This is a genomic window from Nocardia amamiensis (assembly GCF_015477605.1).
Taxonomy (GTDB): Bacteria; Actinomycetota; Actinomycetes; order Mycobacteriales; family Mycobacteriaceae; genus Nocardia; species Nocardia amamiensis_A.
Window position 1 is genome coordinate 344,940 of sequence record NZ_JADLQX010000001.1, and the last position, 13,806, is coordinate 358,745.

At 69.3% G+C, this 13,806-nt stretch carries 11 protein-coding genes; 7 read left to right on the forward strand and 4 right to left on the reverse strand.

Annotated elements, in window-relative coordinates; all coding sequences use genetic code 11:
* Positions 1 to 313 precede the first annotated feature (313 nt).
* Positions 314 to 1,942: an NTF2-like N-terminal transpeptidase domain-containing protein gene (locus tag IU459_RS01590; RefSeq protein WP_228837170.1), complete on the forward strand. Its 1,629-nt coding sequence runs from the start codon at positions 314 to 316 to the stop codon at positions 1,940 to 1,942.
* On the opposite strand, the gene IU459_RS01595 is transcribed toward IU459_RS01590, so the two are convergent.
* The 3 genes from IU459_RS01595 to IU459_RS01605 are packed head-to-tail and all read right to left on the reverse strand — an operon-like array spanning position 1,913 to position 4,959.
* Positions 1,913 to 2,314: a DUF3054 domain-containing protein gene (locus tag IU459_RS01595; RefSeq protein ID WP_195127608.1), complete on the reverse strand. Its 402-nt coding sequence runs from the start codon at positions 2,312 to 2,314 to the stop codon at positions 1,913 to 1,915. The genes IU459_RS01590 and IU459_RS01595 overlap by 30 nt on opposite strands.
* Positions 2,315 to 2,345: 31 nt before the next feature.
* Positions 2,346 to 3,434, reverse strand: coding sequence for a lysylphosphatidylglycerol synthase transmembrane domain-containing protein (locus IU459_RS01600; RefSeq protein ID WP_195127609.1), 1,089 nt, complete (start codon positions 3,432 to 3,434; stop codon positions 2,346 to 2,348).
* Between the two features lie 4 nt (positions 3,435 to 3,438).
* Positions 3,439 to 4,959 (reverse strand): adenylate/guanylate cyclase domain-containing protein, encoded by a 1,521-nt coding sequence (locus IU459_RS01605; protein ID WP_195127793.1) that lies wholly within the window; start codon positions 4,957 to 4,959, stop codon positions 3,439 to 3,441.
* A gap of 197 nt (positions 4,960 to 5,156) precedes the next feature.
* Here IU459_RS01605 and IU459_RS01610 point away from each other — a divergent pair, with 197 nt between their 5' ends.
* The 4 genes from IU459_RS01610 (at position 5,157) to IU459_RS01625 (ending at position 9,054) form a co-directional block, all read left to right on the forward strand.
* Entirely contained in the window at positions 5,157 to 6,422 is a 1,266-nt protein-coding gene (locus tag IU459_RS01610) for an AI-2E family transporter (RefSeq protein ID WP_324198709.1), read from the forward strand.
* Positions 6,400 to 7,575, forward strand: a complete 1,176-nt coding sequence (gene macS / locus IU459_RS01615) for a MacS family sensor histidine kinase (protein ID WP_195127611.1) — start codon at positions 6,400 to 6,402, stop codon at positions 7,573 to 7,575. Before IU459_RS01610 ends, macS begins: the two co-directional genes overlap by 23 nt.
* Positions 7,576 to 7,594: 19 nt before the next feature.
* The gene (locus IU459_RS01620; protein WP_195127612.1) at positions 7,595 to 8,260 is read left to right on the forward strand and encodes a response regulator; all 666 of its coding nucleotides are present in this window, start codon (positions 7,595 to 7,597) and stop codon (positions 8,258 to 8,260) included.
* A gap of 149 nt (positions 8,261 to 8,409) precedes the next feature.
* The gene (locus IU459_RS01625) at positions 8,410 to 9,054 is read left to right on the forward strand and encodes a DUF1707 SHOCT-like domain-containing protein (RefSeq protein WP_195127794.1); all 645 of its coding nucleotides are present in this window, start codon (positions 8,410 to 8,412) and stop codon (positions 9,052 to 9,054) included.
* A 252-nt stretch (positions 9,055 to 9,306) separates the two neighbouring features.
* Here IU459_RS01625 and IU459_RS01630 read toward each other — a convergent pair whose 3' ends face one another.
* Positions 9,307 to 10,497 (reverse strand): helix-turn-helix domain-containing protein, encoded by a 1,191-nt coding sequence (locus tag IU459_RS01630; RefSeq protein ID WP_195127613.1) that lies wholly within the window; start codon positions 10,495 to 10,497, stop codon positions 9,307 to 9,309.
* Between the two features lie 374 nt (positions 10,498 to 10,871).
* Here IU459_RS01630 and IU459_RS01635 point away from each other — a divergent pair, with 374 nt between their 5' ends.
* Together IU459_RS01635 and IU459_RS01640 are read left to right on the forward strand one after the other, a co-directional pair.
* Positions 10,872 to 11,324 (forward strand): hypothetical protein, encoded by a 453-nt coding sequence (locus IU459_RS01635; RefSeq protein ID WP_195127614.1) that lies wholly within the window; start codon positions 10,872 to 10,874, stop codon positions 11,322 to 11,324.
* A 161-nt stretch (positions 11,325 to 11,485) separates the two neighbouring features.
* Positions 11,486 to 13,693 (forward strand): DUF2339 domain-containing protein, encoded by a 2,208-nt coding sequence (locus IU459_RS01640; RefSeq protein ID WP_228837172.1) that lies wholly within the window; start codon positions 11,486 to 11,488, stop codon positions 13,691 to 13,693.
* Positions 13,694 to 13,806 lie beyond the last annotated feature (113 nt).

Sequence of the window (13,806 nt, forward strand, 5' to 3'; positions counted from 1 at the left end):
CGCGGAGGGGTATTTATTGATTCGAAACGTCCGGTATGGCGGTAACCGCACGGCTTTTTGTGAAGGCCGGTACGGTAGCGGCGCCGGTTTGCCTTTGTGCGGCTGGGCGATGATCATGAAAGGCCTCCCGAGATGCGAGATCTCGGGGCAGAATTGGGATGCTGAGCATGGGTAACGTCCGCGCTACGGAGGCATCGCGGTCTGGTCTTTTTCGGGTACGGTGGTCTTGTTACTGGAGTGACAAGAGTGAAGAGTGGGCGACATGGATGTGTGGGGATCCCGCTCCTTTCGCGTTCGGGGCGCAATGGCACTCATGGCGGTGGCATCGCTCGCGCTCGCGATCGGGTCGTGTGGGATACACGAGAAGCAGAATGAAGCCGAGGTAGTCGTAGAGCGCTTCACGGATCTGCTCGACGATCGGGACTACGCCAAGGCGGCGGACCTGACGTCGTACCCCACTGCGGCTTCGGCAACGTTGAAGCAAATGTTCGAGGGACTCCAGCCCGGCAAAGTCGACTACCGCAAGACCCAGTTCATCGGTCTGGACCCGCAGTCGGCGATCTTCAGCATGGACGTCGAGTGGAGCTTCGGCGAGAAGAAGACCTGGAACTACAGCCTCCAGGGCAACGTGCGCAAGCTGGCCATCGGCTGGCGGATCTCCTGGGAGCCCGCGGTCGTCATGCCGCAGCTGGCGCACAACCGGACGGTCCGGTTGGTGCGTACCCTGCCCTCGCCCGCCCCTCGGGTCAACGACATGGTCGGTGAGCCGCTGATGACCGAGCAGATCATCAACGTCATCAAGCTCGACCCCGCGAAGATGCCCGACCCGGTGGCCTCGACCGATGCGCTGGCCAAGGCCATCGCGCCGGTCGCGCCACTGATCACCGGGCCGTCGCTGATGCAGCAGCTGGCCACCTCACAGGGCAAGCCGATCATCGCGGTGAACCTGCGCGAGGGTGATTTCGCCATTCTGGAACCGCGCATGGCGCCGATTCCCGGCGTGGTCATGGAGAAGCAGCCGCGGCTGATCTCGGCCGACCGCAGGGTCTGGTCGCCGATGCTGGACGCGTTGCGCAAGGTGCAGCAGGAAAGCCAGGAGGCACACTCCGGCTGGGGTGTCCAGCTGTTCGAGCGGGACGGCCGGTTCATCACGCAACTCGCCGGCCAGCAGGGACCGCCGGGACCGGACATCGCGGGCACCATGGACCAGCGCTTGCAACGCGCCGCCGAGGACGCGGTGGTCAGCGTGGGCACGCCCGCCTCGATCGTGGCGATCCAGCCGTCCAGCGGGGCGGTGGTCGCGGTCGCGCAGAACAGCTACGCCAGCGAGCACGGCCCCGTGGCGTTCACCGGGTTGTATCCGGTGGGCGGCGCCATGGAACTGTTCCGCACGGTCGCGGCGGTGGCCAAAGGCAAGGCGCCGCACGAAGTCTCGGTGCAGGACGCGGCCGAGGCGGCGACCGCACTCGGGGTCGGCATCGACTTCAAGGTGCCCGGTTTGGACGAGGTGACCGGTCGCCTGGCCATAGCCGGCCGCAGCGCCGAGCAGGTCGTGCAGGGTGCCGGTTCCGACGCGGTGCTGGCCAGCCCGTTCGGCATGGCGATCGCCGCGGCCACGATCGCGCGCGGCTCGGTGCCGCCGCCGATGATCGAGGTCGCCCGGCCGAGCACCACCGACGCCCAGCTCGGCCCGCTGTCGCCGGAGACCACCGATCGGCTGCGCGGCCTGCTGCGCGACGCCACGAACGCGCCGGAGATGGCGAGTGTGCGCCGCTACCGGGACGTCAACGCGTTCGCCGCGATCGCAGGGCGGGACGGGTGGTTGATCGGGGCCATGGGCGATCTGGTCTTCGCCGTTCACATCAAGGACGTGGACAGCAGAGACGCGACCCCGCGCATGGCGGCCAGGATGCTACAAGCGCTGTCGACCCCGGAACCGTGATGCGCTCAGCGCGCCGAACGCGGCGCGCCACCCGAGCAGGAACAGCGCGAGCACGGTACCTGCGACCAGCACGAAGCTGACCGCCGTGCCCTGACCGCTGACCACGCGCAGCAGCATGCCGCCGACCAAGGTGCTGATCCAGACCACGATGCCGGTGGGCCACAGCGCCGTACCGTCGAACTCCGCCTGGCCTGCGCTGCGCCACCGTCGGCCGGACGCGACGATGAGCCAGCCCGCGGCCAGTCCGGTGGCGAACGGCCAGAAGGTGCGCAGCAGCCCGGCCAGGACGGCTTCGTCGTGGCTGCGCCTGCCGATCGCGCAGAAGACGACGACGAGCAGTGCATCCGTGACCAGCGGCAGCAGTTTCCTCACGCGGGCAAGCGTAGTGCGGCGATCAGGCGGCTCACAGCCGCCGCTGCTCGAATTCCTTCTCGAACTCCGCGTCCTCCGCCTGCCGTGTCCGGAACAGGAACAGGAACACGATCCAGCCGACGATGGCGACCAGGATGAAGCTCACCATCCGGTAGACGAACGCCGCGGCGACCGCCTGCGCGGCGGGCAGGCCCGCGGCGGCGGTGAGGCCGTAGATCAGCGTCGCGTCGACGTAGACGATGCCGCCGGGTGCGAACGGGATGGACCCGACCGCCTTGCCGATGGCGAACGCGAGCAACAGACCCGCGATCCGCGGATCGGCGCCGACCGCATAACAGGCCGCGCCGAGACAGGCCACGTCGGCGAACCGATGGACCAGCGCCCACACCGCCACCAGGACGCCGTCGCGCTTGCCGAGATCCACCGACTCCAGCTGCTCGAGCATGTCGGCGACCTTGTTCGCGCCCTGGTCCTGCGGGCGCTTGCGCAGCCGGTTGACCAGTGCGAGCTGCCTGCGCAGCAGCGCTTCGAGCGAACCGGGATTGCGCGAGACGTAATTGCCCGCCCACACCAGCGCCACGACGGCGGCCAGCGAGAGGATCAGGTTCAGCGGGCCGACGTTCCCGCCCGCGAGCAGCGTGCCGCCGACGCCGAGCAGCGCCAGCCCCACCGCGGCGACCACACCGGAGAACACCAGCTGCCAGGAGGCGACGATCGGACTCGCGCCCCACCGCCTGGTCTGCCGATAGGTGAACGCGGTGGAGAACACCTGGCCTGCGGGCAGGCTGACCGACATCGCGGTCGCGCCGTAGACAACCGCGACGGACTTCCGCTGACTGACCCCCACCCCGCCCGCGTTGAGCAGCTGTTTCTGCACTCTGGCGAAACCGCTCATGGACACCGCCTGCAGCCAGATCGCGGCCGCGAGCCAGCCCCAGTGGATCTCGGTGAGTTTGCGCCACGATTCGTGCAGCCGGGGCCAGAGGTACACGCCCTCAGCGATCAGCAAGGCCAGCAGGGCGGCTCCGAGCACCCATTTCAGCCACCGGAACCTGCCACGGCGGGAATCCGCCGTGGGCGGCGGCGCAGGTTCTCCTGCCAGTTCCCCGTTGGCCGTCACGCCGTCAGCCTAACGAACGCGCCGTTTCGGCATCGGTACCCTCGGGCGCGTCGGCCCGTTCCCGCGGCCAGGCCAGGAGCGTTTTCCTGCGTCTGCCGCGCAGCTGTACCTCGTCGCCGGTTTCCCACTGCTCCTGCTCGCTTTCCTCGGCGAAATACAGCGCGCTGCCCGACGCCAGTGTCCGGCCGGGCCGTTCTTTGGCCAGTTCGGTCAGCCGGGATGCCTCGTTGACCGGATCTCCGATCACCGTGTACTCGAAACGGTTCGCGGCACCGATATTGCCCGCGACGGCCAAGCCCGCCGAGACGCCGATTCCGATGTCGAGGCCGGGAACTTCCCGCAGGGTCTCGCGCAGTTCCCGGGCGGCGGCCAGTGCGGCGGTCGGCGCGTCCGGGCGGTCCAGCGGCGCGCCGAAGATGGCCAGCGCCGCGTCGCCGACGAATTTGTTCACGAAACCGTGGTGGCGGTCGATCACGTCCACCACGATGCGGAAGAACTCGTTCAGCAGGCTCACCACCTCGGTGGGCGGGCGTTCGGCCGCGGTCGCGGTCGAGCCGACCATGTCGACGAACAGCACCGCGACGAACCGGGTCTCGCCGCCGAGTTCGGTGCCGTAGTCCAGCGCCCGCCGCGCCACGTCCTCGCCGACGTGCTGGCCGAACAGCTCTTGCAGCTCGCGGCGCTTGGCGGCCTCCTCCATCATCCGGTTGAAGCCGACCTGCAGCAGCCCGATGACGCTGCCGTCGAAAACCTCGACCTGCACGTCGCGCGCGCCTGCTTGCACCCGGTCTATCGCCTGGCTGAGCTGGCGCACCGGGTCGGAGATGCTGGAACCGGTGAGCATGGACAACGCGAGTGCCTGCATGATCACCACACCGCACAGCAGCAGGATGGACAACGCCAGCGACTGGGCGGAGAACTTCACATCCGAGGAGATCTGGGTGACGCACAGCAGCACGATGGCGATGGTCGGGGCGAAGGTGCCCAATCCCCAGGTCATCGCCATTCTGGTGCCGATGCCGGGGGTCAGGGTGTGGTCGAAGGTCCCCTCGGTCAGCGCCTGGGCCGCGACCGGCCGCAGGATGCGTTCGCCCAGCATGTAGGTGAACCCGAAGACGAAGGTCGCGGCCATGCACTCGGTGACCACGACCGCGCCCGCCAGCGCGGGGGTGTCCTTGATGATCAGCGCGGCGAGGACGGCTCCGCCGGAGAACCACAGCGCGAGATGCAGGATCGCCTGACGCAGCGGGGCGTGCAGCGCGGCCATCTGCTCTTGCCTGCTGGGCGGTCCGCCCCGCATCTGCCAGCGCATCACCGGTCGCAGCATCAGGGCGGAGGCGGCCATGCTGAGCAGGCCGCCGGTCAGGAAGACCAGGGCCGGGATCAGCAGGCCGGTGCGCCTGACGCCGGAGGGCTCACCCTCCGGGACGGGCAGCCCGTACTGGATGAACGCCCATACCAGAACCGCGCCGAAAGCGTTCGCCAGCAGCATCGATGTCAGGTACAGCGGCCAGCGCGTTCGCATGGTCTGTTTGACCGCTTCCAAGGGCGCCGACACGAGGACCAATCTAGCGTTTCGACAAGTCGGCATGTCCGGGTGCCGATCGGCGGCACCGCTGAAGACGGACTACGTCCGACTGCGCCCCTTAAGCTCAGGAGGTGACCGAGCCGAAGTCGAGTCCAGAGCGGAAGATCAGCCTGTCGCGGCCCGCGGTGGAGACGGTGCACCCGGTCGTGCGCGTCGCCGCGGAGTGGGGCTGGCGGCTGCTGGTGTTGTTCGCGCTGGCGATCGCGATCACGGCGATCGTGCAGAAATTGGCCACGGTGGTCATTCCGCTCGCCATCGCGCTGCTCGCGGCGGCGCTGCTCGCACCTCTGGTGGACTGGATGCAGCGGATGGGGCTACCGCGCGCGCTGGGCGTCTTCGTCGCCCTGGTCGGGTCGCTCGGTTTGGTCGCGGGCATCATGACGTTCGTCGTCGAGCAGTTCGTCGCCGGCGTCCCGCAGCTGTCCGCCAAGTTCACCGACAGCATTCATCAGATCCAGGACTGGCTGATCAATGGACGGCTGCACCTGAGCAACGAGCAGATCCGCAACGCGGGCGACGCCATCGTCAAGGCCATCCAGTCCAATCAGGACAGCCTGACCAGCGGAGCGCTCACCACCGCGACCGTGATCGGTGAGTTGCTCACCGGCACTTTCCTCACCTTGTTCATCCTGATCTTCTTCCTCTACGGCGGGGATCAGATCTGGGAGTTCGTCACCAGGGTCGTGCCCACCGAGCACCGCGAACGGGTGCGCACCGCGGGGCAGCTCGGGTTCGGCACGCTGGTCGGCTTCGTCCGCGCCACCGTGGTGGTCGCCGCGGTGGACGCCATCGGCATCGGCGCCGGATTGGCCATCCTCGGCGTGCCGCTGGCGCTTCCGCTGGCCTCCCTGGTGTTCATCGGCGCGTTCATCCCGATCATCGGCGCGTTTCTGGCCGGCTTCATCGCGGTGTTCATCGCGCTGGTGACCAAGGGTTTGGTCACCGCGCTGATCGTGCTCGGCATCATCATCGCGGTGATGCAGCTCGAGGGCCATGTGCTGCAACCGCTGCTGCTCGGCCGGGCGGTCAGCATCCATCCCCTCGCGGTCGTGCTCGCCATCACCGCGGGGGTGGTGATGGGCGGAATTGCCGGAGGTCTGCTGGCTGTGCCGTTCGTCGCGGTGATGAACACCGCGATCCGGTCGCTGCTGGAAGGTCCCGAGGAGCTGTTCGAGGAGTTGCAGACCGGCGACGACCATCACAGGTTGTATTCGGCCGAACCGGACCGACCCGATCCCGGCCGGTTCGACGTGACGGCGACATTGGTCGAGGCGGCGCACCGGCAGGCGGCGGAGCGGAAAGCCGCCGGACGAGAAGCGGGGGAAACGGCGGGCACGGCGCGGCAGCGGGCGGAGTCCGAGGAGGGCGGGGAGTCCGATGACGGCGCGGCGCACCCCTGAATTGCGCTCGGCCGACGTGGCGACCACGCCGCTGTGGCGGGCCGCCCAGGCGCTGCGGCTGGTCACGCTGCTGTACGCGGTCGGTCAGCAGATCGCCTCGGCGCCGTACTACACCAACCAGCGGTTGAGCTGGGTGCTCATCGCGCTGATGGCCGTGTGGTCGGGGGCTTCGGCGATCATGTTGTCGCAGTGGCAGTTCCCCGGCGTCGCCCGGTTGCGCACCTGGGTGGTGATCGGCGATCACGTGGTCGTGATCGGGCTGATGGCCGCCACCAGGCTGGTCGCCGACTACGGCTGGTACCACGGACACCAGACACTGCCGACCACGCTGTGGGCCACCAACGCCGTGATCGGCGCGGCCATCCTGCGCGGGCCGATCGCGGGCGTGCTCTCCGGCGCGCTGATCGCCGCGGTGTCGCTGACCGTGCGCGACCAGTGGGGCGAAGACGTGTGGACGGATGCGACGGTGCCGGTGCTCGTCTCGGTGGGCTTGGCCTTGGGGCTGGCCGCGAACACCGCGCGCCGCGCACAAGACCAGCTCGAGCACGCGGTGCGCCTGACCGCGGCCGCCGAAGAGCGCGAACGTCTTTCCCGCGAGGTGCACGACGGCGTGTTGCAGGTGCTCAGTTACATCAAGCGCCGTGGCAGCGAGATCGGCGGCCCCACCGAGGAACTGGCGCTGCGCGCCGGCGAGCAAGAGGTGGCGCTGCGCGTGCTGATCTCCGAGCAGGCCGATCACCGAGACGAAGACGGGACCGAGGTGGACCTGCGTCCGCTGCTGACCGCGCAGTCCACACCGAAAGTGTCGGTGTCGACGCCCGGCGATCCGGTGCGGGTCGGGCGCTGGATGGCGAACGAGATCGCGGCCGCCGTGGCCACGGCCCTGTCCAATGTGGAGCTGCACGCCGGACCGGATGCGAAAGCGTATGTGCTGCTGGAGGACACCGGAGACGAACTGGTGGTCAGTGTGCGCGACGATGGTGTCGGCATCCCGCCGGGCCGATTGGCCGAGGCGGAAGCCGAAGGGCGGATGGGGGTGTCGCGGTCGATCGTCGGGCGGATCGCGGCGCTCGGTGGCAGCGCGGACCTGCTCACCGAGATCGACGGAGGCGTCGGTTTCGGCACCGAATGGGAATTCCGGGTGCCGAGATGAGTGCGGACGGGAGGCGCGGATGACGGACCAGGCGGCCGAGACCATTTCGGTGATGGTGGTGGACGATCACCCGATGTGGCGGGACGGCGTCTCCCGCGATCTCACCGAGGCCGGATTCCACGTGACGGCCACGGCCGACGGTGTCGGCACGGCGACCAGGCGAGCGGCGGCGGTGCGACCGGACGTGGTGCTGATGGACATGCAGTTCCCCGACGGCAACGGGGCGCAGGCCACCGCCGAGGTGCTGCGCGTCTCCCCGCGGACCCGGGTGCTGGTGCTCTCGGCATCGGCCGAGCGCGACGACGTCCTGGACGCGATCAAGGCCGGGGCATCGGGGTATCTGGTCAAGAGCGCGTCGGCGGCGGAGCTGATCGACGCCGTCCGCGCCACCGCCGCCGGCCAGGCGGTTTTCACGCCCGGACTGGCGGGGCTGGTGCTCGGCGAGTACCGGCGTATGGCGACCGCACCCGCGCAGCCCGACGAGCCGCATCGCCCCGCCCTCACCGAACGGGAGACCGAGGTGCTGCGGATGGTGGCGAAAGGACTGTCGGCCAAGCAGATCGCGGCGCGACTGGGCCTCAGCCATCGCACGGTGGAGAACCACGTGCAGGCGACGCTGCGTAAACTGCAGCTGGCGAACCGGGTGGAATTGACTCGCTATGCCATCGAGCAGGGGCTCGAGTAGTCCGGAAATGACGTCGGGCGGATTCCGGCAATCAGGGATCGCCCTGATGCGGCCGTGGCCGCGCGCTCGGTACTCTCGACTGCATGGTCGGCCCCGAATCGGTATCCAATGCGGTCGGCTCCGATGGCGGCAACCCGGCGGCGTCGACGGTGGGTGACCGGGAACTGCGGGTGTCGGACGCGGAGCGCGAACACGTCGGTCAGCTCTTGCAGCGCGCGGTCGGCTTGGGCATGCTCTCGCTCGGTGAGTTCACCGAGCGGATGGACACCGCACTTGCCGCGAAAACCCGCGGAGAACTGAACGCCGTGCTCATCGACCTGCCCGGCGTCCGCCTGATCGGCCGTCCCGCGGCCCCGCCGTCGACCTTCGTGAACTCCCCGCCCGCCTTCGGCAAGCCGGCGCCGCCGGTTCCCGGCTCGAACACGGCGGGCAACGTGATCCGCTCGCGTATGTCCGCAGTCAATCGCCGCGGCCCGTGGCAGGTGGCGTCCAGGCTGTATCTGAACAACTGGATGTCCGGGGTGACCCTGGACTTCACCGAGGCGATCATGTCGACCCAGGTGGTCGAGGTGCGCATCGACGACTACTGCGGTTCGGTCACCCTGATCGTGCCCGCCGAGGCGACCGTCGACCTGAACGCGCTGGAGCTGATCGGCTCGAGCGTGAACAACAAGGTCCGCACCGGACCGCCGCTCGGCCCGCTGCACCTGGTGGTGCACGGCCGGATGCGGCTGGGGTCGGTGACCGCCAAGCATCCGTTCATGGCGCACTGGCGCCGGTTGACGGGTCGCTGAGTCGACTCGAAAAGCGAGGTGGCGGATGCGGATGGCGGCTCCAACGAGTACGCCACCCCGGCGCTGGTCGCCGAGCTGCGGACCGAGCGGGAGCGAATCACCCGCACGATCGATGTCCTGGTGCGCTCATGCCTGCGCCTCGCTGACGCTCGACTCCGCCATGACGGCATTGGCGGCTGTGTTGACGGTTCGCTCGCTCACTAGCGAGGTGCTGGACGAGGTGATCGACCGGGCGGCTGAGTGTTCGGCGAGCTAGGTGTTGACCCCGATGCGGCGGGCGAAGGCGCGCAGCGGCACTCGCCGGTCGTGGTCGAGCAGTTCGGAGACGATATGCCGGGGCAGCGTCTGGTACTTCAGCCAGTCCGCTCCGCCCACCCGTTCCGCGGTCAGCAGCGCGTCCAGTGCGCGCTGGTGCTGGCCGGTGCGGGTCAGCGCGACCGCGGTGTCGGCCAGGTGGCGGGCCCGCGACGCCTGCGGGAGACTCCCGTTGACCGGCATGTCCTTGGCGGCGGCCAGCGCTTCCGGGTAGCGCTCGGAGGAGACGTTCACGTCGACGGTCTGCATGACCACCTGCGAAGGGCCGAAATAGGTCTCGTAATCCTGGCGATCACCGCCGATCCGCAGCGCGACCTCGCCTGCGGTCTCGACCAGCGACAAAGCGCTGTGCACATCCTGCGCCCGGCCCGCGGCGGTCGCGCCCTGCAACACGAGCGAGCCGTAGGCGGACAGGTGGGCGGACGTGACATCGCCGGAAGGCTCCAGATTCGCCGCCGCGTTCAACGCGACGCCGCGTGACTCGTCGTAGCGGCCCTGCACCAGCAGCTGCCAGGCGACCGAGCCGCGGATGGTGGCCAGCAGCAGCCGGTCGTTGCCCAGTTCGGCCGCGCCGAGCGCTTGGCGGATCGCCAGGAAGGCCGGATCGGTCTGGCCGAGATGCACCAGTGTGCAGCCGGTTACCCAGTACATCCTGGCCAGCAGCTCGTTGGCGGGCGCGACCGAACCGTTGCGAGCGGCGTGCACGGTGGCGCGCAGCTGGGTCAGCCCGGGCGGAAGGATGGAGGTCAGCAGCTCGTAGCGGCCCGACCAGTAAGCGCCCCAGGCGTACTCGACCGCGCGGCGACCGTCGTCGAGGCTGACCGCCGCTTCCTCCTTGGTCTCGCCGAGCATGTCGTCGACCGGCGTCAGCGCGCGGCGAATGGCGACGATGCCCGCGTCCGGGTTGGCGGACGGCACGCCGTGGCGTTTGCCGATGAGGTCGGCGATGTCCACGTCCAAGGCGCGCGCGATCTTCTGCAAGCTGGCGATCGAGGCGGTCTGGCGGCCGCCCTGCTCGAGCTTGCGCACCAGATCCACGCTGACCCCGGCCTGGTCGGCGAGCTGGCGCTGGGTGAGCGCCTTCCCGCGGAACTGGCGGATCCGAACTCCGATCGACGATTCGTCCATGTACCCAAGTCCTTTTGTTAAATCTGGGTTTCAGAGTACGACGCTATGCCATCGAACTCGACCGAAGTGGGACATTGCGTACGACTAGTTGGCTGCTAGTTGGAATACCGTTGCCTTTCTGCAACTTTGACAGCAAAGGGCGGCGGCAATGATCACCATGCCGAACAACACCGTGCAGGCCGGACGCGCCGATCGCGCGTGCGGGCTCGATGCACAGACCACGCGACCGGCGCGCCACAGCACCACTCGATCGGCACGCCTCGTCAGCGCCCTACCCGCGTTCCCCAGGCGGCGGGTGCGCGACCAGCAGGAGTTGCTATGCCGAATGTCCGTTGTCAGCACCGGATCCGGCTTCTTCGGAGCGGGGTAGGGGCATGTTCGAGCGCTGTCATTCTCCGAACGAAGTCGCGCACCTGCTGCGGCATACCTACGGGCTTCCGGTTCAGCTTCTCGCCGGACGCCCGATGATCACCACGGGTTCCATCATCGGCGCGATCGTCATGCCGCCGGAATTGGGCCGTAAGGTCCTGACCCAGCTGGAACGCCACCACACCGCACCCGTGGTCGCCGATCCAGGCGAACGCAACTGGACTTTTCTGGTCACGCCGCCGAGCCCCGCTCGGCCCGTGGAGGTACCGATCCGGCGCTCCCTCGCCGGTCACCAGGTCACCGTGGTCCCGGGCGGCCGGATCATCCTGCTCCCCAGTTCCGACTCACCACTCGGCTGGCACTGGGCAGGGGAGCCCGCGCCCGGCGTCCTGCGGATGCCGCCGCGTTCCGCGGTGATCGAAGCGGTACACGAGGTTATCGGCCTGCGCGCCTACTGACCATCTGGCGGAGACCGGCCCTCACTCGGCTGCCGGGTGGGGGCCGGTCGTGTGTGGGTGCGCTCGCAGCACCGGCGATCCGGCGCCGATCAGGTAGATATCGGCTGTCTACAGGGGTTACTACTCATGCCTGCGCGCGTGGTGGCAATCAGCATGAAGTCATGACTACCTCTATCGATCCGGCGTTGCTCGCGCGGCTCTCCGGCGAGTTCACCGCGGTGGGGACGCGGCTGGGTGCGCTCGGGCGTGATCTGGAGCTGCTGCGCGCGCAGGTCGCCGCGGATTCGCCCGCAGGTCAAGGGGTTGTCGGGGAGCCGGGACGGATGTCTTCCGCGGTACCGGGTGTCTCCCCGACGCCGGATGTTCTGCGGGCGAGCACCAGCGAGGGAGCGTCGATGTCCAGCGGACCTGGCGATCCGGCACAAAGCGGCTCGGTGCCCAGCGGGACAACGGCATCCGGCGGGCCCGGCGACCTGGCTCGTAGTGGTTCGGCACCACGCGGGACCGGCGATTCGGCTTCCGATTGGGCTACCGGATCGTCCGGCTCGGCGGCACCGCCTTGGCCCGCGCATTCCCCTATGACTGGTGCAATTCCCGCGCCGCAGCCCGCGTACGTGTCTCGTTTCGCCCCGCCCCCTAGCGGAGGATGGGGTGGAGGCGCGCAGTGGGCGCCGAACGCTCGGGGGCCGATGCCGGGAGTCGCGTCGCCGATGTCGCCGCCGCGTCCGCCCGTACCACCACGCGCGGCTGGTCCGCGGGTCCCGCACACGCCATGGTGGCAGCGCGACGGCGTGATCAGCCGGATCCTTGCGTTGGCCGGTGTCGCGGTGACGCTGATCGGCGTCGCGATGTTGCTGGTGCTGGCCGCGCAGGCGGGTTTCTTCGGTCCGGTGCCCAGGGTCGTCGCCGGTGGTGTGTTCTCGGCGGCGCTGGTGGGCGCGGGCGTGCGGGTCTTCGGACGGACCGGCGGACGGGTCGGCGGCATCGCCTTGGCGGCCACCGGCATCGCCGGCGCCTACCTCGACGTGGTCGCGGTGACCGCGATCTACCACTGGCTGCATCCGGTGCTCGGACTCGCGGTCGCCTTCGGTGTCGCCGCCACCGGAGTCGGCCTCGCGATGCGGTGGCGGTCGCAGCCGTTGGCCGTGCTGGTGGTGCTCGCCGTTGCGGCGCTGTCGCCGGTGCTGACCAGCCGCCTGGTGCTGCTCGGGTTCTTGATCGTGTTGCAGGTGGCCTGCGTACCGGTTCAATTGCCGCGGAACTGGCCATATCTGCACGCGGCGCGCACGATGCCCGCGGTACTCGCGACCTTCGTGTTCCTCGTGGGTGCCGTGCTCGGCACTCCCGCGGCGGGTGAGCGGGCCTGGTTGCTCGTCGCCGCGGCGGCGGTCGCGCTGGTCGGGCTCGCCGGGACGATCGTCGTCGTCCGGCATCGTCCCGCCGACCTCACCGCCGCGCTGACGATGGCGGCGGCGCTGGTCCCGATCCTGATCGCGCCCGGCATGTACGAGGACCGGCGCGCCGCCGTACTGGTGGCGTCGGTCGCCGCCGCGGTGCTCCTGCTCGTCGCCGCGGTGCCCATGCTGCCGAAACTGGGCGCGTACCTGCGGATTCCAGGCCATACCACCGTGGTCGCCGCCGTGGCGGGTTCGATCGCCTTGCTCGAGGCGTGCGTCGGCGTGTCGGAGACCGAGACGCTGCCGATCGCTCTGCTCATGGTGGCGCTGGCGTTTCTCGGCGTGGCGGGCCAGCAGCGGTCCCGCGTCGCGGCCGGAATCGGTGCGGCATTCGCCGTATTCGGTGGACTTGCGCTGCTGAACGTCGCGGGCCCGGATGTCCTTGCCGCGCAGGCTCGTTCCGAGGCGAATCTGGGCTCGGCGACCGTGCTCGGCGCGGTGCTCGCCCTCGGGGTGGTCGCGGTGGCACTGTGGTGCGCGCGACGGCTGCCCGGTATGGCGGTCGGCGGTGAAGTGCAGTGGATCGCCGCCAGCGTCGCGGGACTCTACGCGGTGACCGCCGCGACGGTGTCCATCGGCGTCGCGACCGGCGCCCGGAACGGGTTCCTCATAGGCCACAGCGCCGCGACCATCCTGTGGATGGCGGGCGCCACCGCTGCGCTCCTGTTCGGATTACGCAGGCTTGCAGGCGCACCCGCCGTGGCGAAACTCGCCCTCGGATCCGGGTTGCTGGTCACCGCGGCCGCTTTGGCCAAACTGTTCCTCTTCGACCTGGCCACCCTGGACGGGCTCGTCCGCGTCGCCGCGTTCCTGGTCGTCGGCATCCTGCTGCTCCTGGCCGGAACCCGCTACGCCCGCGCCTTCGCCGACTCGGGAGCGGACCGCGACCCCGGTGACCCGGCCGTCGGGTGACCGCGAAGGCTTCACACCAGCCGGTGCCGACCGAATGTCTCGAACCTCGAAGTCCACGGGGTGACAGGCATTCGGTACCCAGGCGACCGGGGACAAGCCGAGCGATCCGGCGA